This window comes from Streptomyces sp. NPDC001889 (genome assembly GCF_053594535.1).
In genome coordinates this window covers 26,334-49,939 of record NZ_JBSFER010000009.1, presented here as the reverse complement: position 1 = coordinate 49,939, position 23,606 = coordinate 26,334, and the positions used below count along the sequence as shown (strand labels likewise).

18 protein-coding genes are annotated in these 23,606 nt (G+C 73.9%); 14 read left to right on the top strand and 4 right to left on the bottom strand.

The features are described 5' to 3' along the window. Window positions 1-163: 163 nt before the first annotated feature. The 10 genes from ACWCRA_RS11825 (at window position 164) to ACWCRA_RS11780 (ending at window position 11,381) form a co-directional block, all read left to right on the top strand. Window positions 164-1,147, top strand: coding sequence for a dipeptidase (locus ACWCRA_RS11825; protein WP_351551700.1), 984 nt, complete (start codon window positions 164-166; stop codon window positions 1,145-1,147). A 44-nt stretch (window positions 1,148-1,191) separates the two neighbouring features. Continuing rightward, window positions 1,192-2,793, top strand: coding sequence for a phytoene desaturase family protein (locus ACWCRA_RS11820; RefSeq protein ID WP_451067346.1), 1,602 nt, complete (start codon window positions 1,192-1,194; stop codon window positions 2,791-2,793). A 2-nt stretch (window positions 2,794-2,795) separates the two neighbouring features. Beyond that, the gene (locus ACWCRA_RS11815) at window positions 2,796-4,430 is read left to right on the top strand and encodes an ABC transporter substrate-binding protein (RefSeq protein WP_351551694.1); all 1,635 of its coding nucleotides are present in this window, start codon (window positions 2,796-2,798) and stop codon (window positions 4,428-4,430) included. A gap of 13 nt (window positions 4,431-4,443) precedes the next feature. Beyond that, complete coding sequence (locus ACWCRA_RS11810; RefSeq protein ID WP_451067345.1) at window positions 4,444-5,394, top strand: ABC transporter permease; 951 nt, start codon at window positions 4,444-4,446, stop codon at window positions 5,392-5,394. Window positions 5,395-5,413: 19 nt separating this feature from the next. Further along, window positions 5,414-6,361, top strand: coding sequence for an ABC transporter permease (locus ACWCRA_RS11805; protein ID WP_351551688.1), 948 nt, complete (start codon window positions 5,414-5,416; stop codon window positions 6,359-6,361). Window positions 6,362-6,376: 15 nt separating this feature from the next. Continuing rightward, the gene (locus tag ACWCRA_RS11800) at window positions 6,377-7,402 is read left to right on the top strand and encodes an ABC transporter ATP-binding protein (protein ID WP_351551685.1); all 1,026 of its coding nucleotides are present in this window, start codon (window positions 6,377-6,379) and stop codon (window positions 7,400-7,402) included. Further along, on the top strand, window positions 7,399-8,670 hold the full coding sequence (locus ACWCRA_RS11795) for an ABC transporter ATP-binding protein (protein ID WP_451067344.1): 1,272 nt from the start codon (window positions 7,399-7,401) through the stop codon (window positions 8,668-8,670). Before ACWCRA_RS11800 ends, ACWCRA_RS11795 begins: the two co-directional genes overlap by 4 nt. Continuing rightward, window positions 8,667-10,157 carry an aldehyde dehydrogenase family protein gene (locus ACWCRA_RS11790; protein ID WP_351551680.1) on the top strand — a complete coding sequence of 497 codons (1,491 nt, stop codon included), beginning with the start codon at window positions 8,667-8,669 and terminating at the stop codon, window positions 10,155-10,157. The genes ACWCRA_RS11795 and ACWCRA_RS11790 overlap by 4 nt, the downstream gene beginning before the upstream one ends. A gap of 66 nt (window positions 10,158-10,223) precedes the next feature. After that, entirely contained in the window at window positions 10,224-10,511 is a 288-nt protein-coding gene (locus ACWCRA_RS11785; RefSeq protein ID WP_351551678.1) for a muconolactone Delta-isomerase, read from the top strand. Between the two features lie 144 nt (window positions 10,512-10,655). After that, window positions 10,656-11,381 carry a class I SAM-dependent methyltransferase gene (locus ACWCRA_RS11780; protein ID WP_451067343.1) on the top strand — a complete coding sequence of 242 codons (726 nt, stop codon included), beginning with the start codon at window positions 10,656-10,658 and terminating at the stop codon, window positions 11,379-11,381. An 81-nt stretch (window positions 11,382-11,462) separates the two neighbouring features. On the opposite strand, the gene ACWCRA_RS11775 is transcribed toward ACWCRA_RS11780, so the two are convergent. Continuing rightward, window positions 11,463-11,921, bottom strand: a complete 459-nt coding sequence (locus ACWCRA_RS11775) for an RICIN domain-containing protein (protein ID WP_451067342.1) — start codon at window positions 11,919-11,921, stop codon at window positions 11,463-11,465. Window positions 11,922-12,191: 270 nt separating this feature from the next. On the opposite strand from ACWCRA_RS11775, the gene ACWCRA_RS11770 reads away from it, so the two are divergent. The 3 genes from ACWCRA_RS11770 to ACWCRA_RS11760 all read left to right on the top strand — a co-directional run bounded on the left by ACWCRA_RS11770 (window position 12,192) and on the right by ACWCRA_RS11760 (window position 20,215). Further along, the gene (locus ACWCRA_RS11770) at window positions 12,192-15,101 is read left to right on the top strand and encodes an AfsR/SARP family transcriptional regulator (RefSeq protein ID WP_451067341.1); all 2,910 of its coding nucleotides are present in this window, start codon (window positions 12,192-12,194) and stop codon (window positions 15,099-15,101) included. A 438-nt stretch (window positions 15,102-15,539) separates the two neighbouring features. After that, the gene (locus tag ACWCRA_RS11765; protein ID WP_451067340.1) at window positions 15,540-16,988 is read left to right on the top strand and encodes an MFS transporter; all 1,449 of its coding nucleotides are present in this window, start codon (window positions 15,540-15,542) and stop codon (window positions 16,986-16,988) included. 449 nt (window positions 16,989-17,437) lie between these two features. Next, a complete protein-coding gene (locus tag ACWCRA_RS11760; RefSeq protein ID WP_451067339.1) occupies window positions 17,438-20,215 on the top strand; it encodes a hypothetical protein in 2,778 nt (925 codons plus the stop codon). Window positions 20,216-20,304: 89 nt separating this feature from the next. Here ACWCRA_RS11760 and ACWCRA_RS11755 read toward each other — a convergent pair whose 3' ends face one another. From ACWCRA_RS11755 to ACWCRA_RS11745, 3 genes are all read right to left on the bottom strand, one after another. After that, window positions 20,305-20,475 (bottom strand): hypothetical protein, encoded by a 171-nt coding sequence (locus ACWCRA_RS11755; RefSeq protein ID WP_351551661.1) that lies wholly within the window; start codon window positions 20,473-20,475, stop codon window positions 20,305-20,307. Between the two features lie 279 nt (window positions 20,476-20,754). Continuing rightward, window positions 20,755-21,612 (bottom strand): hyaluronoglucosaminidase, encoded by an 858-nt coding sequence (locus ACWCRA_RS11750; RefSeq protein WP_351551658.1) that lies wholly within the window; start codon window positions 21,610-21,612, stop codon window positions 20,755-20,757. A gap of 112 nt (window positions 21,613-21,724) precedes the next feature. Beyond that, window positions 21,725-22,954, bottom strand: coding sequence for a GNAT family N-acetyltransferase (locus ACWCRA_RS11745; protein ID WP_351551655.1), 1,230 nt, complete (start codon window positions 22,952-22,954; stop codon window positions 21,725-21,727). A gap of 142 nt (window positions 22,955-23,096) precedes the next feature. Between ACWCRA_RS11745 and ACWCRA_RS11740 the strand changes: the two genes are divergently transcribed. Beyond that, on the top strand, window positions 23,097-23,606 hold the full coding sequence (locus ACWCRA_RS11740; protein ID WP_351551652.1) for a DUF1203 domain-containing protein: 510 nt from the start codon (window positions 23,097-23,099) through the stop codon (window positions 23,604-23,606).

Here is a 23,606-nt window from a genome sequence, read left to right as displayed (position 1 = left end):
CGGCCGGGCCCACCGCGGCGACCGGCGCCACCCGCCGGCCCCATCGCGGCCGATCGCCACACCACCGCACCCCGAAGAAACCCACCGCACCCCACCGGGCCGCACGGCCGGGCCGGCACCCCGCCCGGACGACACGGCCCCACCCGTCAGAAGAGGACAGCACGTGCTGGTAGACGCATTGCAGTTCGTCAAGCCCGCCCGCGAGCGATTCGAGGAGTGGCACGCCGCCGGGATAGCCGGCGTCCACGCCACCGTCGCCATCTGGGAGGACTCCACCGAGACCATGCGCGAGGTCGGCCGCTGGCAGCGGCTGCTCGCGGAGAACGCCGACCTCCTCCGGGAGGGCCGCTCCGGCGACGACATCCGCGCCGCCGGGAACGACGGCCGCACCGCCGTCGTCCTCGGATTCCAGAACAGCAGCCCCTTCGAGGACGACCTCGACCTCGTCGGCGCCTTCCACCAGGCCGGGGTGCGGATCGCCCAGCTCACCTACAACACCCAGAACTCCGCCGGCGCGGGCTGCTGGGAGGGCGACGACGCCGGCCTCTCCCGCACCTACGGAATCAATCTGATCCGGGAGATGAACCGGGTCGGCATGCTCATCGACGTCTCCCACTGCAATGAGCGCACCTCCCTCGAAGCCCTGGAGGCGTCCGAACGGCCCGTGGCGATCACCCACTCCAACCCCCGGGGGTTCGTGGGCGAGAACGTCGAACTGGCCTTCCGCAACAAATCGGACACGGTCCTCAAGAAGGCGGCCGAATCCGGCGGCGTCGTGGGGCTGAGCATGTACCCGAGGATCGCCCCCAGCGGCGTCGACTGCACCGTCGGCCAGTTCTGCGACATGGTCGCCTACACCGCCGACCTGATCGGCGTCGACCACGTCGGACTCGGCTCCGACTACTACGCCGGGCAGGGCGACGAGGAACTCCACTGGTGGCGGCAGGGCCGCTGGAGCCGCAAGCCCATGGTCCCCATCTCCGGACCCGTCGAGTTCCCCGAGTGGTTCGCCGCGGGCAGCGGCTACGCCGCCGTCCTGGAACAGCTGCGCAAGCGCGGATTCAGCGAGAGCGAGATCGAGCGGATCTCCGGCGGCAACTGGCTGCGGATGTTCGACGCCGGCTTCGTGGCCGGCCCCCGGAACTGACGGCAGCGGAGACGACGGCGTGCACGCGGAGAGGAAGGGTGGTCATGAACCGGTTTGACGTCGTGGTCGTCGGAGGCGGCCACAACGGGCTGGTGACAGCCGCGTATCTGGGCCGGGCGGGACTGCGCGTCGCCGTGGTCGAGGCCCGCCGGCGACTCGGCGGGCCCTGCGGGAGCTATGAGTTCCTGCCCGGCCGCAGCCTCGCCTTCACCAACTCGCCCGGGTCGCTCAACCCGGCCGTCGTCAGCGAACTCCGGCTCGCCGACCACGGTCTCCGGTTCATCCGGGCCGATCCGACCGTCGTCCAGCAGTTCGACGGCCGGTGCTTCCTCGGCTGGCGCGACCCCGCCCGCGTCGACCGGCAGCTCGACGCCTTCGCACCGGGCGAGGCCGACCGCTACCGAGGGCTGATCAGCGCTCTCGAACGGCTCGGCGCGAGCCTGAAGGTCTCCCTGGACGACCCCCCGCCCGCGCTCTCCGCCCTCCGGGAGCGGCTGACCGACCCCCAGGAGCGCGACCTCTTCGCCGCCGTCTTCGACGGCAGCCTCACCGGCCTCCTCGACGAGCGTCTCCGGTCGGACCAGGCCAAGGCGCTGCTCGCCCTGCTGGCGCTGAACGCCCAGCTCGTACCGCCCTCGACACCCGGCAGCGCCGTCGGACTGATGATGCGTCCGTTCGCCCTGGCGGCGGCGGGCGCGACCCGCTCCGGCGACGCCGCCGAGCGGGTCGCGCTCCGCGGCTCCACCGGTCTCCCGGTCGGGTCGATGAGCGCGATCGCGGACGCGCTGGAGGAGTGCTGCCGCGCCCACGGGGTCACCCTGCGCACCGCGTCCCCGGTGGCGCGCGTCCTGCACAGAGACGCCCGGGTCCGGGGTGTGGTCACCGCGTCGGGTGAGGAGTTCACCGCCGACCGGGTGGTGTCGGCGGTCAACCCCGTCCACCTCTTCCGCGATCTGCTGGACGACGCGGCGATGGGACCCGAGATCCGCGCGGAGGTCGCGGGCACGGCGATGCGCGGATCGGCGTTCAAGGTCGTCCTGGAGGTCGACTCGCTGCCCGCCTACGCGGGGCTCCCCGAGGACGCCGATCCCGGCCGGGTGCGGGCCTGCCAGTTCCGGGTGGGCTCCTCGCTCGGCCGGATCGAGGAGTCGATCTCCCGGGCGCTGCGGGGCCACGCCAGCGAGGAGCCCCTGATGTGGGGGCTGATACCGACCCTCACCTCGCCCGGACTCACCCCGGGGAACACCCATCTCATCAGCGTCAACGCCTGGCACGCCCCCTACCGTCCGCACGACGGCCCCTGGGACGCCGAGCGCACGGAGCGCTTCGGGCGCCGGTGCGTCGAGGAGCTGTCCCGGCTGATGCCGGGGCTCGCCGAGCGCGTCATCGACCACCGGTTCATGAATCCCGTGGAGATCGAGAGCGAACTGGGCCTGCCGGAGAGCAACATCACCCACGGGGACATGCTGCCCGGCAACCTCTTCGGGGCCCGCCCGCACCCCGAGGTCGCCGCCTACCGCACCCCCCTCCGGGGCTTCTACGTCAGCGGCGCCGGGACATGGCCCGGCGGCTACATCACCGGAACACCAGGCAGGAACACGGCCGGAGCGGTTCTCCACGACCTCCACCACGAGCAAAGGCGATAAGCATGAGGCTTTCGCACCGCAGTGGGCGCCAGCGCCCACGAGGAAGACAACTGAGCCGCATAGTGAGCGGTGTGGCCGTCACGGGCCTCCTGCTCACCGGTTGCAGCGCCAACCCCTCCTTCGGCCGCGACCGGGACACCCTGATCATCGGTGCCGAGGGCGAGATCCCCACGCTGGACCCGCACCGTGCCTCCGGCACCCCGGTGCTCCGCGTCATCGACGCCCTCTTCGACCCGCTGATCCGCGAGGACCTCGGCACCGAGACGGCCCAGGCGCCCGAGCTGCGCCCCGGGCTCGCCGAGTCCTGGCGGGCCTCCCCGGACGCGCGGACGTACACCCTTGAGCTCCGCGAGGGGGTCGACTTCGCCGACGGCTCGCCCTTCGACGCCGCGGCCGTCAAGGCCAACTTCGACCGGATCATGGACGAGAAGTCCGCCTTCCACGATCCGACGGCCGCCGGCAACATGAAGTTCCTGACCCGCTGGATCAAGAAGGTCGAGGTCCGCGGCCCGCACACCGTCACCCTCGGACTCACCGAGCCGTACGCCGGCCTGCCCCGGGTGCTCACCGACCGCAGGATGTCGATCATCAGCCCCACGGCGCTCCGCGCGCACCGGGCCGACGACATCGGCCTCCACCCCGTCGGCACCGGCCCCTTCACCCAGAAGTCCGCCGACCGCGGCAAACGCATCACACTGAAGCGGAACCCCGCCTACTGGGGCGGTGTCCCCAAGACCCCCTCCATCATCGTGGAGTCCGTCACCGACCCCACCACCCTCGCCATCGCCGCCCAGACCGGCGAGGTGGACGCCATCCTCAGCGCCGGGGCCCAGCAGGTCCAGCAGCTCGCCGGCGGCGGCACCATGACCGTGCAGTACCCCGAACCCGCCAACCAGTACTTCCTCCGGCTCAACACCCGGATCGCCCCGACCGACAACGCCCTCTTCCGGCAGGCGCTCAACCACGCCGTCGACCGCCGGGCGATCGCCACCCTCACCGGCCGGCAGGTCGCCCCCTCCACCGGGCCGCTGCCCCGGGGCAACGAGGCGTACCGGGAGAGCGCCGGAGCCGCCGCCGACTCGTACGACCCCGAACGGGCCCGCCGGCTCATCCGCGAGAGCGGGGTGCCCACCCCCGTACGGCTGCGGATGCTCGCACCCGACAGCGGCCCCGGCTTCTCCCAGGCCACCGAGATCATGTCGCTCATCCAGCAGGACCTCAGAGCGGTCGGCGTCCGGCTGGACACCCAGTACATGGAGTTCGCCTCGCTCGTCGCCGAGGAGGGCAACGGCTACAACGGCACCACCCACGGCTCCTTCAACGGATGGACCACCGGAGCCGACGCCGCCGACTTCCTGGAGCGGATGTTCAGCGGGGAACTGCATCCCCCCAACGGCGTCAACCGCGGCTGGTACCGCGACCGGGACGTCGACGCACTCCTCGACCGCGCCCGGGGCGAACCCGACGCGGACCGCCGTACGGCGCTCTACCGGGAAGCCGCCGCCGGCATCGCGGCCGACGCGCCCTGGGTCTTCCTCTACCAGGACCGGCTGCCCCGCCTGCTGAGCCGCGCGGTGGACGGGGTCGTGCCCGCCGCGTCCGTCTACATCGACTACACCACCATCCGCCGCCGGTGAGGAGATCACAGCCATGAAGGCCACCGCTCCACCACCCAGCCCCGCCGCCGTGCGGGCCGGAGCCCCCCGGCGGCGCACCCGCCTCCGCGCGCTGACGGGCTCCGGCAACGCCACCGCCCTCATCGGCGGTGCCATCGTCGCCACCACGATCCTGGTCGCCCTCCTCGCCCCGCTGATCGCCCCGGACGACCCGCTCGCCACCAACCCCTCGGCCATCGGACTCGGCCCCTTCAGCGGCGGCCACCTCCTCGGCACCGACGAGGTCGGCCGCGACATTCTCAGCAGGCTGATGTACGGCACCCGGCTCGCCCTGCTGGTCGCCGTGCTGCCGACGCTGGCGGCGCTCGTCATCGGCGGCTGCGTCGGACTGCTCTCCGGCTATGTCGGCGGCTGGCTCGACAGCACGCTGATGCGCATCTTCGATGTGATGTTCTCCTTCCCCGGGATTCTGCTCGCCCTCGGCATCGGCGTCGCCCTCGGCCCCGGCATCACCTCCATGGTCATCGCCATGGTCGTGGTCACCGTCCCCGAGTTCGGGCGGATCGTCCGGGGCAATGTCATCGCCCTGCGGCAGGAGCAGTACGTGGAGGCCGCGGGCGCCCTTGGCTACGGCCATGCGCGCATCGCGTTCCGCCACATCACCCCGAACCTGCTCGGCGGCGTGGTCGTCTTCGCCACCCTCCAGACCGGCCGCAACGTCATCCTCAGTTCCAGCCTCGCCTTCCTCGGCCTGGGCGCCCAGCCGCCCACCCCCGACTGGGGCCAGATGCTCAGCGGCGGACGCGCCCTGCTGGTGACGGCGCCGCATGTCGCCACCATCCCCGGCCTCGCGATCGTCGTGCTCGCCGTCGGGTTCAACCTGCTCGGGGACGGCATCCGCGACCGTCTGGACCCGCGCAGCCGCACGTCCCGGGCCGCGCGCGGCGGCACACGCACCCCGCGGACCCGGTGGAGCCGGTCATGAACAGCCCTGGAGACTCACCATGCTGACCTTCACGCTGCGCCGCGCGCTGCACATGCTCCCGGTCATCCTGGGGGTGACCATCGCCACCTTCGGCCTCGGCCAGATCATCCCCGGCGACCAGGCGAGCGCCCTGCTCGGCCCCACCTCGTCCGAGGAGGACCGCCAGGCGCTCCGCGAGGACCTCGGCCTGGACGAACCGGCCGTCTCCCGCTACTTCACCTACCTCGGCAGTCTCCTCAGCGGCGACCTGGGCCGCTCGCTCACCTTCGGCCGGCCGGTCTCCGAGGTCCTCTCCGACCGGCTGCTCAACACCCTGCTGCTGTCGGGCACCGCGATCGTCGTCGCGGCGGTCGTGGGCGTCGCCATCGGCACCTGGGCCGCGCAGAAACCCGGTTCGGCCCGCGACCGCGGCCTGACCGTCGGGGTGCTGTTCTTCAACTCCGTACCGTCGTTCTGGTTCGGACTGGTGCTCATCGTCGTCTTCTCGCTGCAACTGAGGATGCTCCCCGCCACCGGAATGACCTCCATCGGCGGCGGCGGAGCCCTCGATGTCGCCGCCCACATGGTGCTGCCGGTCATCACCCTCGCCGCCTGGTCGCTGGCGGTCATCGCCCGGATGACCCGCTCATCGGTGCTGGAGGTGATCGGCAACGACTACGTCCGCACCGCCCGCTCACGCGGCGTCGGCGAGTTCCGGGTGATCGTCCGCCATGTGCTCCCCAACGCCATGCCGTCCGTCGTCACGGTGATCGGCCTCCAGGCGGGATTCCTGCTCAGCGGCGCGGTGCTCACCGAGACGGTGTTCTCCTGGCCGGGCATCGGCCTCGCCCTCCACCAGGCCATCTCCACCCGGGACATCCCCCTCGTACAGGGCGGGATTCTGGTGATCGCCATCGCGTTCGTGCTGATCAATTTCCTGGTCGACGTGGTCCAGGCGTACTTCAACCCGAAGATCAAACTGGCTTAGAGGGAGGACCTCACCGTGACCGTACTGGAAGTCGAACACCTCAGGGTCGCCCACCACGGCCAGGACCGGGGCGACGGCGCCCCCCTGGAGACCGTGCGCGATGTCTCCTTCAGCGTCGCCGCCGGCGAATCGCTCGGCGTCGTCGGCGAGTCCGGCTGCGGCAAGAGCCAGACCATGCTGGCCGTGCTGCGGATGCTCGCCCCCACCGGCGTCGAGATCTCCGGCCGGGTGACCTTCGACGGCAGGGACCTGACCACGCTCACCCCCCGCCAGATGCGCACCGTCCGGGGCTCCGGCATCGGGCTCGTCTCCCAGGACGCGCTCTCCGCGCTCAATCCGGCCATGACCATCGGCACGCAGATGGCCGAACCCCTCATCCACTACGACGGCTTCAGCCGGCGGGCCGCCGCCGCGCGGTGCGCCGAACTCCTGGACCTCGTCGGCCTCCCCGGCGCCCGTGAACGGCTCCGCAGCCACCCCCACGAACTCTCCGGCGGTATGCGCCAGCGCGTGCTGATCGCCATGGCCATCAGCCGCGAACCCCGGGTCCTGATCGCCGACGAGCCCACCACCGCCCTCGACGTCACCATCCAGTCCCAGGTGCTCCAGCTCATCGACCGGCTCCGCAAGGACCTCCGGATGGCCCTCATCCTCATCACGCACGACCTCGGGGTCGTCGCCGGGGTCACCGACCGGATCGCGGTGATGTACGCGGGCCGGATCGTGGAGACGGCGCCCACCACCGCGCTCTTCGACCAGCCGGGCCACCCCTACACCCGGGCGCTGATGGAGTCCATTCCCCGGATGGACCGCGAGCGGGTGGAGTATCTGCCCGCCATCCCCGGCTTCCCGCCCGACCCCGCGGCGCCGCCGCCCGGCTGCGCCTTCCAGCCCCGGTGCGCCGCCGCCCGCGCGGAGTGCGGGGACCGCGTACCGGAACTGCTCACCCTCACCTCCGCCGCTCCCGGGCATCTCGTCCGCTGCCCCCACACCGAACCGGTCGCCGCCGGCACGCCGGACCACCGAGGAGAGCGCTCATGAACGCCGCCGACACCTCGCCCCCCGCCGACACCTCGCCCCCCGCCGGCGCCGGGCAACCCGTGTCCGCCTCCGGTTCAGTCGCCGCCTCCGCCTCCGCCTCCGCCTCCGCCTCCGCCTCCGCCTCCGCCTCCGCCTCCGCCTCCGACGCCGTCGCTGTCGCCGTCTCCGATCTGCGGGTCCACTTCCCCATCCGCACCGGAGTCCTGCGCCGGGTCACCGGCACCGCGCACGCCGTGGACGGCGTCTCCTTCACCGTCCCCGCCCGCGGCATCGTCACCCTCGTCGGCGAGAGCGGCAGCGGGAAGACCACCACCGGGCGCGCTCTGGTCGGCCTCTCGCCCATCGCCTCGGGCCGGGTCAGCATGCACGGCCGGGCCCTGGACGAGATCCGCCGCGAGGGCGGGCTGCCCCGGCTCGCGCAGATCGTCCACCAGGACCCGTACGCCAGTCTCAACCCGCGCATGACCATCAGGGCGATGATCCGCGAGGTCGTCACCGTGCACCGGACGGCACCCCGTGAGAGGACCGGGGAGCGGGTCGGGGAACTCCTCGCGCAGGTCGGCCTCCGCCCGGAGCTGGCCGACCGCTACCCCCATGAACTCTCCGGCGGCCAGCGCCAGCGCGCGGCCATCGCCCGCGCCCTCGCGGTCGAGCCCCGCTTCATCGTCTGCGACGAGATCGTCTCCGCGCTCGACGTCAGCATCCAGGGCCAGATCGTCAACCTCCTCAAGGACCTCCGCCGCGACCAGGACGTCAGCTTTCTCTTCATCTCCCACGACATGAGCGTGGTACGGCACATCTCGGACCATGTCATCGTCATGTACGGGGGCCTGATCATGGAGAGCGGCCCCTGCGATGAGGTGTTCGCCGCGCCGCGCCACCCCTACACCCACGCGCTGCTGGCGGCCGTCCCCGTGCCCGATCCCCGGGCGCCCGGCCTCCGCGGCGAGATCCGTACCCGCGCGGAACCCCCGGACCCGGCCCATCCGCTGCCGGGCTGCCGCTTCCAGCGCTCCTGTCCGTTCGCCACCGAGGTCTGCCGCGAGGGCGCGCCGCCCCCGACGGTCGCCGCCGGGGCGCCCGGGCACACTCTGGCCTGCCACCACGCCGACGCGCCCGACGTACGGGCCGCCCTGTCCCCGAAGGGTCCGTCCCCGAAGGTCCCGTCCCCGAAGGTCCCGTCCCCGGAGATCCCGGCGGCCGAGAGCCCGTCCCCGCACCCGTCCCCGTCCCCGTCCCCGTCCCAGGAAAGGACCACCGCTCCATGACCACCCCCGACACCCCGCCGGCCATCGAGGACTACACCTCCCACACGGGCGGGGCCAGGCGCGCACCCGCGGGTACGGCGGTGCCGCTGACCGATCCGGCGACCGGCGAGATCTGGGCCCGCGCCCACCAGGACCCGGACGCCGTGGACCCGGCCGTGGCCGCCGCCCGCGCCGCCTTCCTCGCCCCCTCCTGGGGCGCGCTCCCCGCCCACGCCCGCGCCGATCTGCTCCACCGCCTCGGCGATGTGCTGGTGGCGCACACCGAGGAACTCGCGGCGCTGGAGACCCGGGCGAACGGCAAACCGCTCACGGCCACCCGGGGCGAGGTCGGCGCGCTGGCCCGCTGGTACCGCTACTTCGCGGCCGTTGCGGAGACCATGGAGGACGTCTCCCGTCCCCTCGGCGGCACGGCGAGGGCGCTCATCACCCGGGAGCCGCTGGGCGTCGTCGCCGCGCTCACCCCCTTCAACGGCGCTCTCTCGCTCGGCTCCTGGAAGCTCGCCCCCGCGCTCGCCGCGGGCAACACCGTGATCCTCAAACCGCCGCCGCAGGCCCCGGCCTCCTCGGTGCGCCTCGCCGAACTGGCCCTGGAGGCGGGTTTCCCGCCCGGGGTGATCAGCGTGGTCATCGGCGGCGCCGACGAGGGCCGCCGCCTCACCGACCACCCCGACGTCGCCATGGTCACCTTCACCGGCAGCACCGCGGTCGCCCGTGCGCTCGGAGCGCGCGCGGCCGAGCGGATGAAGCGCTATGTCTGCGAGGCGGGCGGCAAGTCCGCGCACATCGTCTTCGCCGACGGCGATCTCGACGCCGCCGTGGTCGCGGCCCGGCAGGGCGCCTTCGCCGCGGCCGGCCAGACCTGTGTCGCGGGCTCCCGGGTCCTGGTCCAGCGCGAGGTGTACGAGGAGTTCCTCCGCCGGTACGGGGAGGCGGTCGGCCGGCTGCGCGTCGGCGACCCCCGCGATCCGCGCACGCACGTCGGACCGGTGGCCTCGGCGGCGGCCCTGGCGCGGATCGAGGGATATGTGGACGACGCCCTGGCGAAGGGCGCGCGGGCGGTCACCGGGGGGCGGCGGGCGGCCGTCGCCGCGCCCGCCGAAGCGGGTTTCTGGTACGAGCCGACCGTGCTGGCCGACGCCGCGCCCGATCTCGCGGTCTGCCGGGAGGAGATCTTCGGACCGGTCGTCACCGTGCACCCCTTCGACACCGAGGACGAGGCCGTCGCGCTCGCCAACTCCGTCGAGTACGGCCTGGCCGCGGGCTTCTGGACCCGCGACGCGGCCCGCGCGCACCGGGTGGCCCGGCGGCTGGAGGCGGGCGTGGTCTGGGTGAACACCTACCGGCTGCTGCACTGGAGCGTGCCGTTCGGCGGCTACAAGCAGTCCGGCCTGGGGCGGGAGAACGGCGTCGAGGCGGTCGCCGAGTTCCTCCAGACCAAGTCGGTCGTCACCGAGTACGGCACCCCGGCCGACCCGTTCGGCGACTGACCGCCCGCCGCCGGCCCCCGCCCCTTCCGGAACCCTTCCCGGCCCCTCAGGAACAGGACACCTCCCATGGAATTTCTCGTCAACATCCAGATCACCTGGCCCGAGGGCATGGACCCCGGGCTCAAGGCGGCGGTCTCCGAAGAGGAGCGCCGCCGCGCCGCCGAACTCGCCGCGTCCGGACATCTGGTCCGCATGTGGCGGGTGCCCGGCCGGACCGAGAACTGGGGGCTGTGGCGGGCCGCCGACCCCACCGAACTCCACAGCGTCATCTCGGCGCTGCCGGTCTGGCCCTGGATGGATGTCACGGTGCACGCCCTGGCCGCCCACCCGGTCGATCCGGGACCGGCGGTCTGACGGCCCCCGCCTTCCGTGCCGCGCCGGGCGGGCCCGGGCCCGGACACCGGGCGGGCCCGGGCCCGGGCGAGCGGGGGAGAGCGGGGGAGACCGGCGGGGAAATCCCGTGGCCGCTCGGGCCCGCCCACGGCTACCTTCGCTCGCATGGCTGACGACGGTTTCGCGCACCCACGGCTCGCCGCGCTCTACGATCCGCTCGACCCCGACCGCGGCGATCTCGACGCCTATCTCCGGCTCGCGGAGGAGTCCGGGGCCCGCCGGGTGCTGGACATCGGCTGCGGCACCGGGGTGTTCGCGCTTCTCCTCGCCGACCGCGGAATCGAGGTCGTCGGCGTCGATCCCGCCCTGGCCTCCCTCGATGTCGCCCGGGCGAAACCGGGCGCGGAGCGGGTCCGCTGGATCCGCGGCGACGCGACGGACCTGCCCCCGCTGCGGGTCGACCTCGCCACCATGACGGCGAACGTCGCCCAGGAGATCACCGACCCGGACACATGGCACAGGACGCTGCGGGGAGCCCATGAGGCACTGCGCCCCGGTGGGCATCTGGTTCTTGAGACCCGCGACCCGGCGCGGCGGGCCTGGGAGGAGTGGACCCGCGAGCACACCCGCCGGGTGACGGAGATCGCGGGCGTCGGCGCGGTCGAGACCTGGGTCCGGGTGACCGAGGTGAGCCTGCCCCTGGTGACCTTCCGCTGGACGTACGCGTTCGCGGCGGACGGGGCGGTGCTGACATCGGATTCGACGCTGCGTTTCCGGGAGCGCGAGGAGGTCGAGCGGGACCTGGTCGACCAGGGCTATGCGGTGGAGGACGTCCGCGACGCGCCCGACCGGCCGGGGCGGGAGTTCGTCTTCGTGGCACGCCGTCCGTGATCCCCGGCCGGGCCCGGGAACCGTCTTCCGGGGCGGCGGGCCGTGTGGGGACGGCCCGCCGCTCTCATGGAGCCGGACGGCTCACAGCCGGTCGAGCACCCAGCGGGACGCCGTCGCCTTGGTGGGCTTGAAGACCACCTGGTCCCCGGCTTCCCCGTCCGCGTGCAGGTACCTGCCGCTCTGGTTGTGCCTGATGGACTTCGGACTGCCGGACGTGGTCGTCCACTTCTGGTAGCCGCCGCCGTTGCATCGCAGCGCGTAGACATCCGCGCCGTCTCCGTCCAGGCAGAAGCCCGACGCCGGGTTGCTGAAGACCCCGCCGGCGATCCGCCACACCTGCTTCGCGCTGCGGTCACAGGTGGCGAGGACGAGGTTCTTCCTGTCCGCCGAGACGTTCACCAGCTGAAGGCAGGCGTTGCGGCTGTTGCCGTTGACCACCTGGTAGTTCACCGGCGCCGCCTGCGCCGAGGTCTCGGCGCCGACCAGCAGCGCCGAGCCGAAGGCCATCGCCGCGCCGGTACCGGCGAGTCGAACGAACATTGCCCTGAGTTCCACGGTTGATCCCCTCGATCGGGTCGGATGGTGGGCGCGCCGATCCCGGGCCCGCCCGGTCGTCCGCTCCCCCTGTTCGCCGCCGTGTCGCGGATGGCCTCGGCGACCGGCTCCCAGGGGGCTGTGCCGGACGGCGATCAGCGTCTCCCGCGCCGTCCCCATGGCGTCATCGCCGCGTCACCACGGCCGTTGGGCGGGCATCACCGCCAACGCTATGCTCTGATCCGATTACTTTGGGTGAGAGGCAGGGGTGGGGGGATGGACTTTCGCGTCCTCGGCCGGCTTGAGGTCCACAGCGGCCGTGAGCGGGTCCCTCTGCCCGGAGCGCGCCGTCAGCGGGTGCTGGCCGCGCTGTTGCTGGCGCCGAACTCGGTGGTCCCGCTGTCCCGGCTCTCCGAGATGACCTGGGACGACGAGCCCCCCGCCACGGCCGGCAAGCAACTGCGGAACTCCGTCTCGGCGCTGCGGGAGCGGCTGGGCGACACCGACCAGCGGCTGATCCTCACCGAGGAGCCCGGCTACCGGATCCGTGTCGGCGCGGAGCGGCTCGACTCGCTGCGGTTCGCCGCCGGGGTCGCCGACAGCCGCCGCCACGCCGCCGAGGGCAGGCTGGACCGGGCCGTACGGGCGATCCGGCCGGCCCTGGCCCTCTGGCGCGGGCCCGCGCTCGACGGGCTGGGCACCCCGGTGCTCACCAGATCCGCCGCGCGCCTGGACGAACAGCGGCTCAGCGCGCTGGAGCTGTGCGGCGGATGGCGGCTGGAACTCGGCGAGCACCACGAGGTCGCCGACGATCTCGCGGATCTCGCCCACGAGCACCCGCTGCGTGAAGGGCTGCACGCGCAGCTGATGGCGGCCCTCGACCGCTGCGGCCGCCGCGCGGACGCGCTGCACGTCTTCCACCGCCTCAGAACCCGCCTCGACGAGGAACTCGGAGTCGGCCCCGGAGCCGATGTGCGGCGGCTGCACGAGCAGATCCTGCGCGGAGAGCCCCGCCCGCGCCGCGCCGGCCGCCCCCACCGGGACGAGCCCTCCCGCGCCGACGGCCCCGCCCGGGCCCTCGGCGCGCTGCCCGCCCCGAGGCAGCCCTGGACCGCCGTGTCCCCCGTGCCCCGCCAGCTCCCGCAGACGATCCGCGACTTCACCGGCCGCGCCGACCACCTGGCCGCGCTCGACGCCCTGTTGCCGGCCGCCGGCGGGCAGGCCGTGGTGATCTCCGCGCTCGACGGGTCGGGGGGAGTGGGCAAGACGACGCTCGCCGTGCACTGGGCACACCGCGTCCAGGACCGGTTCCCGGACGGCACGCTCCACACCAACCTGCGCGGCTACGGCCCCGGCAGGCCCGCGAGCCCCGACGAGGTGCTGGACGACTTCCTCGTCGCGCTCGGCGTGCACCCGGCGGCGGTGCCCGCCGGGACCGGCGCCCGCTCGGGACTGTTCCGTACGCTGGCGGCGGGGCGCCGCATGCTGGTCCTGCTGGACAACGCCAACAGCGCCGAGCAGGTCAGACCGCTGCTGCCGGGAGTCCCCGGATGCATGGTCGTGGTGACCAGCCGCGACAGCCTGACCGGTCTGGTGGTCACCGAGGCCGCGCACCGGCTCACCCTCGACGTGCTCTCCCCGGCCGAGGCCCTGAGCCTGGTCGTCGGCATCATCGGACCCGCCCGGGCCCGGGCGGAGCCGGGCGCGGTGGAGCACCTCATCCGGCTCTGCGCACGGCTGCCGCTGGCGCTGCGGATCGCCGCCGGGCGCGCTGCCGCGCACGCACACGTCTCCGTCGCCGACATCGTCACCGAACTCGACGACGACACGGCCCGGCTCGACGCGCTGAGCTGGGGCCAGGACCCCTACGCCGCGGTCCGCAACGTACTCGACTGGTCCTACGAACAGCTGACCGCGCCACAGGCACATCTGTTCCGGCGCCTCGGCCTGCACCCGGGTCCGGACATCTCGGCATCCGCGGCGGCGGCCCTCGCGCGGCTGCCGCTCCGCGAGACACGCCGGCTGCTCGGCGCGCTGGCCGACGCGCATCTCATCGAGCCGTCCGCGCACGACCGCTACCGCTTCCACGACCTGCTGCGGACCTACTCGGACGAGCTGGCCCGCGCACACGACACCGAGGACGAGCGACGCCACGCCCTCGACGCCGTACTCACCTGGTACAGCCACACCGCGCACACCGCCGACCGACTGCTCTACCCCACCTGCACGCGCCTGGTGGCGCACCCCGACGAGCCCGCCCACCCCCATCCCGTGGCCGACCGCGACCACGCCTGGGCATGGTTCACCGCCGAACGGGCCAATCTGGTCGCCGCCCTGCACCACGCCGTCGACCGCACCATGGACCGGTACGCCCTGCACCTCGTCGACGCCCTGGGCTTCCTCGTGCTCATGGGTGGCTGGGAGGAGCGCGTCGAGACCGCCACCGCGGGCCTGCGGGCGGCGCGGCGGTCCGGCCGGACCGAGCACGAGGCCAATGTGCTGCTCGCCCGCGGGGAAGCACTGGCGCATCTGCGGCGCCCCGACGCGGAGCCGGACCTCACCCGTGCCTGCGCGCTCGCCCGGGACGCGGGCAACCTCCACATCCAGATCGCCGCCCGCACCGAACTCGGCCAACTGCTCCGCCGGCAGACCCGGTTCGCCGAGGCGCTGCACCACTTCGAGGAGGTGTGCGTGCTCAGCCGGGGCTTCGACACCGGGCGGTGGGAAGCGGTGGCGGAGGGCAATATCGCCCAACTCCACGCCGATCTCGGCAACCATCGGCAGGCCATCGACCACGGCACCCGCAGCGCGTGGCTGCGCCACCGGCTCGGTGACACCGACGGCGAGGCGTGCGCGCTCTCGGCCATCGCCAGGGGCCGGCAGGGAATCGGCGACCACGACACGGCGATCACTCACTGCCGGCGCGCGATCGCGCTCGGCCGCGCGTCCCTCGGCAGCCAGGACGAGACACTCGCCTGGCCTCTCGCCGTCCTCGCCGCGTCGCTGAACCACCTCGGGCTGGTGAGCGAGGCCATCGCCTGCTGGCAGGAGGCCGCGACGATTTACACCGACCGAGGGCTGGACGCCGACGCGGCCATGATGCACCACCACATCCGAACGGCGGACCGTCCGCTCACCGACCCGCGTCCCGCCGGCGGTGCCGCGAACCGGGGCCTCACCCGCTGATCGACCCGCCGTGCCTCTGGGTCCTGCCGTTCGGGCTCGGCCGGTTGCGCGTGCCCCGGGGGCCCCGGTGGCACGTTTCTCGGCGCGGTGCCTGTGCCGTACGTGCCTCTGCGGGGCCGCGCCGCCCGGTCCGCCGTGCCTCTGGGGCCTGCTGTCCGGGCTCGGCCGGTTGCCCGTGCCCCGGCACCGCACCCGCCCCGGGGGCCCCGGTGGCACGTTTCTCCGCGCGGTGCCTGTGCCGTACGTGCTCCCGCGGGGCCGCGCCGCCCCGTCCGCCGCACCCGGCTCTCCTCGCTCCGCGCGGTGCGGCGGCCCGCCCGCCCGGCCCCCCGGGTGGGGGAGTCTCGGCGATTCGGGTACCGGAGCGGCCCCGGGTACCCGAGGGGGGTATATTGCTGACCCGAGGAGATATACCCCCCTCCGGTATAGGAGACCGTCATGTCAACCCCCATCGCCCCTCCCAGTCCGCGCCGTTGGACGGCGCTCGTGCTCATAGCCCTGGCCCAGTTCACGGTCATCATGGACACCTCCATCATTGGTGTGGCCCTGCCCAAGATGCAGGTTGACCTCGGCTTCTCTCCTGAGGGCCTGTCCTGGGTGTTCAACGCCTACGTCATCGCCTTCGGCGGGCTGCTGCTGCTCGGCGGACGGCTGTCCGATCTGTTCGGCGCCAAGCGGATCTTCGTCGCCGGCTGGACCGTGATGGCCGCGGGATCTCTGGTCGCCGGCCTCGCGTCCGAGGTCTGGGTCGAGCTGGCCGGCCGCGCCCTCCAGGGTGTCGGCGCCGCGTTGATCGCCCCGGCCGCGCTGACCCTGCTGATGACGCTCTTCGGCGCCCGTCCCCAGGAGCTGACCAAGGCGCTGGCCCTGTACGGCGCCGCTGCCCCGGCGGGCGGTACCGCCGGTGTCTTCCTCGGCGGTGTCATCACCGAGTACGCCAGCTGGCCCTGGGTGTTCTACATCAACATCCCGATCGCCCTGGTGGTGCTGGCACTCACGCCCGCTGTCATGCCCTCGGCCCCCGTCCGCCGCGGCTCCGTCGATCTCGCGGGAGCGGCCACCGTCACGCTGGGACTGGCCACCGCCGTCTACGCCATTGTCCGCGCTCCCGAGACCGGCTGGGGCTCGGCCCGGACCTGGCTCGTGCTGCTGGCCGGTGCGGCCCTGATCGCCGCCTTCATCGCCATCCAGTCCAAGCGGCGCGAGCCGCTGATGCGGCTGGGCATCTGGCGGGCGCCCGGTCTGGCCGGAGCGAACATCGCGCAGCTGCTGATGGCCGCCGCGTGGATTCCGATGTGGTTCTTCCTCAACCTCTACCTCCAGCAGGTCCTGGGACTGGGCGCCTTCGCCTCCGGCGCCGCCCTGCTGCCCATGACCGTCGCCATCATGATCATGATGATCGTCCTGGCGCCCCGTCTGATCGCCCGCTTCGGGACCAAGCCACTGATCGTCACCGGTCTGCTCGCCCTCGCGGCAGGCATGCTGTGGCTCTCCTTCGCCCGGGCGGACGGCACCTTCTGGGTCGACGTCCTGCCCGCCTCGCTGCTGGCGGCGGCCGGTATGTCGCTGGCGTTCATCCCCTCCCTCGGCACCGCCCTGTCCAGCGCGCGTCCCGAGGAGGGCGGCCTGGCCTCCGGCATCGTCAACACCAGCTACCAGGTCGGCTCCGCTCTCGGGCTCGCCGCGATGACGGCCGTGTCCGCGGCGTACGGCGCCCGTGAGCCGGGCGACCCCGAAGCGCTCACCAACGGGTTCTCCGCCGCCTTCCTCGGCGCGGCGGCTCTCGCCGCCGCCGGCGCGCTCGCGTCCCTGCTCACCCTGCGCGCCGCCCCCGCGCAGGGTTCCCCGCAGGGAGAGGAGCGGCCCGCCGAGGCGGGCGCGGCCTGAGCCCGGGTGCGGCGCCGCACGTGTCGCCCGGCCGGGCGGCGCGTGCGGCGCGGACGGGTTTCCGGAGCGGCCGGCACAGCGGCGAGCGGGTTCGACGGGACGGCGACCGCCCCGGCCGACGACCCGAGCCGACGACCCGAGCCGACGACCCGAGCCGACGACCCGAGTCGACGACCCGAGCCGACGACCCGAGTCGACGACCCGAGTCGACGACCAGCGCCGACGCCCCCAGCCGACGGCCCGGCACCGATCTCCACGGACGGAGACACGACCGCGGGGGCCCACCCCATCCCTCTTGTTGTTCGATTCCTGTGTGATTCCCGTGCGCCTCCCGTCAGATTCCCGGCCCCGGTGAACCGATGACGGGACGTCACGGTCTCCCCGGTGCGGGGGGCGCTCCCGGGGCTCCGGGGGCGCTGACGCACCATCAAGGACGAGGAGACACCATCGTGGGACTGGTCTCACGCGCGCTGACGGCCGCACTGGCGGTCGTGGCACTGGCGGCGGGTGCGCCGGGGCCGGCGCACGCGCAGCCGCCCGGCGCGTCCATACCCGGCGCGCCGCCGGGCGCCTCCGGGGAGCGGCTGCCGGAGGGGTGGCGCCTCGCGGGCGGGGAGCTGGTCTGGAGCTCGCCCGACCCGGTGGGCACGGGCGGTGCCCGGGTCGAGTTCCGCTCGGGGCAGCGGACCCTCGGCGTCCCGGAGCCCTCTCCCGACCACCGCACCTTCCGGCTCCGCCTCGGCGGGGCGGGGACCGGACCGGTGAGCGGACTCCAGGTGGTCGCCGGCGCGCGCCGGCTGGACGCCGGGGGGCCGGCCGGGCCCCCCGGCCAGCGGCGCGCACCGGTCCCGGCCGCGCCCGGTGAGCGGCTCCCCGTCAACGCGGTCGATCCCGGTGTCCCCGGGAAGTACCGCACCACCAGTGGGGAGTACACCCTGAAGGCGGTGCGGCTGCCGGGCTACGCGGAGCCCGTGGAGATGCGCGCCTCGGTCGTCGGCCCGACGGACGCCCCGGGGAAGCGACCGCTGGCGCTCTTCCTCCACGGCCGCACCGCCACCTGCTACGAACCCGGCCGGGACATGCCGACGCTGGAGTGGCCGTGCCGGCCGGGCCACAAGTCCGTCCCGAGCCACCGAGGCCATCTGCACGACCAGAAGCGCCTCGCCTCCCAGGGCCATGTGACGGTCTCGATCTCCGCGAACAGTGTCAACGCGCAGGACTTCGGCGTGGCGGACGCCGGGGCCCAGGCCCGTTCGTCCCTGGTGCGCCGGCACCTCGCCCTCTGGGCGGAGTGGGGAGCCGACCCCGCGAAGGCTCCACGCGCCGTGCGGTCGATGGCCCCCGCCGATCTCTCGAAGGTGCTCCTGGTCGGCCACTCCCGGGGCGGCGAGGGCGTCAACCGGGCGGCCCTCGACAGCGTCTCCCCGCCGCCGCCCGCCGAGAACGGCCACCGCGGGCCGGTACGGTGGCGCATCCGCGGCACCGTCCTGATCGGCCCCACCCTCTTCGGCCAGAACCCCGCCCCCGACGTGCCCTCCCTGACCATCCTGCCGGGCTGCGACGGCGATGTGAGCGACCTCCAGGGCCAGCTCCACCTCGACGCCACCCGGGGCGCCGGCCGGGGCAGGGCGCTGCACAGCGCGGTGTACATGGTCGGCGCCAACCACAACTTCTTCAACACGGAGTGGACGCCCGGCCTGGCCGAGGCCCCGGCCTCCGACGACTTCCCGCACGACGCGAGCGATCCGGACCCGGTCTGCTCACCGGGTGCCGCGACCCGGCTGAGCGCCGCGCAGCAGCGGACGGCGGGCACCACCTACATCGCCGCCGCCGCACGGCTCTTCCTCGCGGGGGACGACCGGGTCCGCCCGCTCCTCGACGGCTCCGGCCGGCGCGCGCCGTCGGCCGGGCCCGCCCGGGTCCTCACCCACGCCGTCGGCGGCCACCGCACCCCGGCGATCCTGCCCGACGCCCCGCTCGCGGTGACGAACGGGCGCGTGTGCCGGCAGATCACGGCCGACGCCGCCCGGGCCTGCGCGCCGGACTTCCACTCCGGCCGGTCGCCCCACTTCGCGGCCTGGGGCGCCGCCCCCGACAACGAGCCCGGCCGCAACGCGGTCACGGCCCGCTGGACCGCGCCGGGCACCCCGGTCCGGCTCACCCCGGGGCGGGCCTTCTCGCTGGCGGGCTCCGACACGCTCGCCCTGCGGGTGGTCGTGCCGCCGAACACCCGGGACACCCGGCTCGACATCGCCCTCACCGACACCTCCGGCAGGCGGGCGGGGCTCGGCCGGGTCACCGTCGACGGCCTTCCGGGCTCCCGGATGACGGCCGCGCACTGGGCGCGTGAGGTGCGCGTCCCGCTGAAGGCCGCCGTCGCCGCCGGTCTGGATCTCCGGCGGACGCGGTCGCTGGAGCTGACCCCGCGCGGCGGCCCCGGCACGTTCTGGCTGATGGACGCCTGGGGCTGGCGCCCCGGCACCCCGGCGGCGGGCGCCGCGGCGCTTCCGCGCGTCGACATCGGCCGGACGACCGTCGAGGAGGGCGACTCGGGGACCCGCACCTACCGGGTGCCCGTCCGGACCACCGGCCGGGGCACCGGGGTGATCAGGCTCGCCGTCCGCGACCCGAGGACCCACGCGTCCACGGTCCGTGAGGTGAGGGTGGAGGCCGGCCGCTCCGTGGACGTGCCGGTCACGGTGGAGGGCAACTCCCGCTACAGCCACGACCTCGACCACGAGGTCGCGGCCAAGCCCGTGCGCGGCGTGGCGGTCGGCGCCGCCGCCGGGGGAGTGCTCGTCAGGAACGACGACCCCGTGCCCACGGTCACCGCGACGCCGGTCGCCGACTCGGTCGCCGAGGGCGGCCGGCTCACCTGGAAGCTGGGGCTCTCCCACCCCGCCGACACCGCCTTCGACACGCTGATCACCTTTCTGCCGGTGAGCGGGGGCGCTGAGCTGTCCACGAAGGACGTCGACCCGGAGTGGCTCGCCGAACGGGGCGGGACCCCGGACCCGGAGCTGCCGCTGTCCGGGGCCGGCTTCCCCCTCTGGGCCACGATCCCCGGGGACGGGACGGGCACCGAGGTGTCCGTGCCCACGGCCGCCGACACACTGACCGAGCCGGAGGAGTCCCTGCGGACACGGGTGTCGACCCACCAGGGTGACGCCGGCTTCGTGGAGGGCCCCGTGCTCACCGGGAAGGTCCGGGACGCGCCCCGGCGCTGACACCGGGCCCGCGCCCCGCACGGCCGATGGCACCGCTCCCCTCGCCGGGGAACGGTGCCATCGGTGTGCGGAGGCCGCGCGGGGCCGTCTCAGGGACGGGGGCCGAGCGGTGTACCGGCGTCCGGCTGCTCCGGCTCGGCCAGTCGCGCCCTCAGCGCGGTGTTCTCGGCCTCCAGGGCCGCGACGCGCTTGCGGGCGAAGTGGAGTTCCATGACCGCGTCATGGAACTCGGTCACCAGTTCTTCCGTGGTCAACTGCATGGTCTTCTCCGGTGGTACGACGGCGGTTCGGACGGGTTGGGGAGTTTCTTTCGGGTTGTGCCGGATCGGGTCGGGTCGGGTCGTGCCGGGTCGTGCCGGATCGGGTCGGGCCGGATCGGTGAGCGGGGTCCGGTGCCGTGGATCGCGGGGCGGGGGAGGGAGCCCACGCGGAGCGTCGGCGACGGACGGCAACGCGGCGGGGCGCGGTGCCGGGGCTCGCGAGCCCCGGCACGATCCGAAAGAGACGACCCAGGTCCGGCTCTGTCCGATGCGGCGGGCTCAGACGGGAGGCGCGGCCGGTGTCGGGCCGGTCGGCGAAGGTGTGGCGGTCGGCGCGGGCGTGGTGGGCGGCGCGGGCGGCGCGATGCGTGTGGGCGGCTTGCCGTCCGAACTCCGCCACCACAGGACGCCGTCCTGTGCGTAGAGCGCGCCACCGCCGCGCGAGTCGACCGCGGTCGGCGCGGTCGCCACGTCGACGACGCGCACCACCCCCTCGACCATCAGCGCGGACCCCACCCCCGCCTGCTGGATGATGTGGAGCTGCGACCAGGGGTTGTTGCCCACACCCATGCCGATGCCGACCCGTCCGCTGCCCTTCACGACGAAGTCGTCGCGCCCGTTGTTGCGGAGACAGATCAGATTGCCGCTGGTGGGGCCATTGGTCGCGGTCACATAGATGCCCTGGGCCGCGGTGCCGGCCGTCCGCAGGTCGATCGAGACGGCGGCGACGTCCGCGTCACCGCCGTCCGCGTAGCCCATGTGGGAGATCTTCAGGGTCCCGCGCCCGTTTCTCTCATGGCCGGTCAGATAGACGGCGGAGTTGTCGGGGTTGTCCGAGATGATGTTCAGCGCCACTCCGCCGCCGGACTTCCCGGCCTGGTGGATGGTCGCGGTGTGCGCCGTCGTCGAGGTCGTCTTGAAGGAGGCCGAGTTGACGGTGGAGTCCGTGACGAAGGTCTCGGCCCGCACGGTCCCCGGGGTGGCGGCCGGGGCGTTCCCCGCCCCGTTCGCCCCGTTCGCCCCGTTCGCCGCGTTCCCGGGCGCGGCCGAGGCGGCCGGCGCCGCGGCTCCCGAGGCCACCACGGTCAGCGCGCCCGCGGTGAGGCCCCCCATGAGGTTCCTGCGATTCACGGTCATAAATTCCCCTTTGTCCATTATTCCGTGCACACATCAGGGGTGTGCCCACGGAAAGGACCTCCACGGGGCCCGTCCGGTTGTACGGGAAACCGGACGGACGCCCGGGCGCGGGTCAGATGTCGTGCGGCACCCAGGGCGCGCTGTCGCTCCCGAAGGCGACGGACGCCTCCGCCAGCGCCCCCGCGCGCAGCTCCCGCACCCGCCCCGCCGCCGCCAGCTCCGTGAGTGTGAGATCGCCCAGATAGGCCGCGCCCAGGCTCCGCGCGTCCAGCGCGAGGTCCGCCGCGTCGGAGGTCCGCGCGCAGGACGCGCCCTTGGTGTCGCCGGAGAGCCGCCACCGGCCCTCGTTCCAGGGGCAGAAGGAGTCCGACACCTCCAGGACGACATCCACCGGCACCCGGTAGGCCCGCGCCTCCAGCGCCGCCCCCACCTCCACCAGCCGTACATAGCCCTCGTCGCGCAGCCGGATGCCGCAGCGGCGGATGTCGGAGACGAGATGCTGCCAGGCGTCGTCCAGCGGCCGGTTCTCCATGGTGACGGTCGAGGTCAGATCGATGCCGAAGAGGTAGCGCAGCAGCGCGGCGCCGGACGCCGGGTCGAGCGCGTACAGATCCTGCACCTCGATGGTGCCGTTGGGGCCCGCGTGCTCCCAGGAGGGGCGGATGCGGAAGAGGACGTAACCGGTGGTCCGCCCGTCGCGCTCGGCGAGCGCGCACTGGAGGTGCGAGGTGCCCTGCCGGTTCTCGGGGGCGTCGAGCACGCCGAGCCGGTCCCAGCCGGGCAGCCGGGCGATCATGCCGGGGCGGGTGGGGACCAGCTCGGCGTAGACCGCCTCGCAGCGGGCGAGCGCGTCCTTCGGCGGGGCCGTGCGGATACGGACGGAGTCCGTGCCCTCGGGTACGGCGAGCCGCACCCGGGCCGTGTCGATGTCGGCCCGGAGCAGACGGGTCGCCGCGCCGTAGCCGAACCGCCCGTAGATCGCGGGCTCGGAGGCGCCGAGGATGGCGAGCGGCTCGCCCCAGGCGCGGAAGTCGTCCAGCTGGCGGCGCATCATCGCGGTCAGCACACCGCGCCGCCGGTGGGTGGCGGCCACATGCACCATGGAGACTCCCGCCATGGGGGCGAGCCCTCCGCCGGGCACGGTCACCTCGAAGCGGAACGACGCGGCGCTGCCGACGCACAGGTCGCCGTCCCAGGCGGCGATCGCGCGGCCGGGATCGGTGAGACCGCGGATCAGCTCGCGCTTCTCCGGTGACTGGGCCACGCCGCCGAAGGCCAGTTCCAATCCCTCGTACCAGCGGTCCCATTCGGACGCGCGCAGAACCCGCAGCTCAGTGGTCATGGGCCATGCCTATCAAGGCGTGCTGCCCCGCGCGACCGAATTTCCGCCGCGCGGCCCCGGGGCGGGGCTCGGCGAGGCCGTGCCCCAGGTCGTCGTCCGATTCCCGCCGGCGCCCGCGGTCCCGGTCACCCAGCCTGAGCGCATGACGACAGCGACACATCATCCCCTGGCCATCCCTCCCCGTGTGCTCGGCGAACTCCGCGCGTGCGACGACGCGGGAGCCCGCCGCCCCCGCGCCGACGACCGCGGCGGGGCGCCCCTGCGGTGCTGTCTGCGCCGCGCCCGCGCCGGGGAGTGGATCTCGCTGGTGTCGTACGCTCCGCTGCGCCGGTGGGCGGCACGGACCGGCGCCGACCCGGGGGCCTACGACGAGGTGGGGCCGGTCTTCATCCACGCCGACCCCTGCGAGGGCCCGGACCCCGCGCCGGGGTATCCGTTCGCCGAGACCGGGGCCTCCCGTGTGCTCCGCCGCTACAGCGCCGACGGCCGGATCACCGGCGGGGCGCTGGTGCGGCTGCCGGAGCACCCCGCCGGGGCGCGGGAGGTCCTGGACCGGGCGCTGGACACGGCCTTCGGCGACCCCCGGGTGGCGCTGGTGCAGATACGGGCGGTGGAGCACGGCTGCTTCCTGTGCGAGGTGCGCAGACCCTGA

Bases quoted from the DNA above. Each gene is read 5' to 3' on its own strand.
- ACWCRA_RS11795 (WP_451067344.1), top strand. From the start codon at position 7,399: ATGAACGCCGCCGACACCTCGCCCCCCGCCGACACCTCGCCCCCCGCC.
- ACWCRA_RS11745 (WP_351551655.1), bottom strand. From the start codon at position 22,954: ATGACCACTGAGCTGCGGGTTCTGCGCGCGTCCGAATGGGACCGCTGG.
- ACWCRA_RS11780 (WP_451067343.1), top strand. From the start codon at position 10,656: ATGGCTGACGACGGTTTCGCGCACCCACGGCTCGCCGCGCTCTACGAT.
- ACWCRA_RS11755 (WP_351551661.1), bottom strand. From the start codon at position 20,475: ATGCAGTTGACCACGGAAGAACTGGTGACCGAGTTCCATGACGCGGTC.
- ACWCRA_RS11790 (WP_351551680.1), top strand. From the start codon at position 8,667: ATGACCACCCCCGACACCCCGCCGGCCATCGAGGACTACACCTCCCAC.
- ACWCRA_RS11740 (WP_351551652.1), top strand. From the start codon at position 23,097: ATGACGACAGCGACACATCATCCCCTGGCCATCCCTCCCCGTGTGCTC.
- ACWCRA_RS11775 (WP_451067342.1), bottom strand. From the start codon at position 11,921: ATGTTCGTTCGACTCGCCGGTACCGGCGCGGCGATGGCCTTCGGCTCG.
- ACWCRA_RS11815 (WP_351551694.1), top strand. From the start codon at position 2,796: ATGAGGCTTTCGCACCGCAGTGGGCGCCAGCGCCCACGAGGAAGACAA.
- ACWCRA_RS11765 (WP_451067340.1), top strand. From the start codon at position 15,540: ATGTCAACCCCCATCGCCCCTCCCAGTCCGCGCCGTTGGACGGCGCTC.
- ACWCRA_RS11810 (WP_451067345.1), top strand. From the start codon at position 4,444: ATGAAGGCCACCGCTCCACCACCCAGCCCCGCCGCCGTGCGGGCCGGA.
- ACWCRA_RS11820 (WP_451067346.1), top strand. From the start codon at position 1,192: ATGAACCGGTTTGACGTCGTGGTCGTCGGAGGCGGCCACAACGGGCTG.
- ACWCRA_RS11750 (WP_351551658.1), bottom strand. From the start codon at position 21,612: ATGACCGTGAATCGCAGGAACCTCATGGGGGGCCTCACCGCGGGCGCG.
- ACWCRA_RS11805 (WP_351551688.1), top strand. From the start codon at position 5,414: ATGCTGACCTTCACGCTGCGCCGCGCGCTGCACATGCTCCCGGTCATC.
- ACWCRA_RS11770 (WP_451067341.1), top strand. From the start codon at position 12,192: ATGGACTTTCGCGTCCTCGGCCGGCTTGAGGTCCACAGCGGCCGTGAG.
- ACWCRA_RS11785 (WP_351551678.1), top strand. From the start codon at position 10,224: ATGGAATTTCTCGTCAACATCCAGATCACCTGGCCCGAGGGCATGGAC.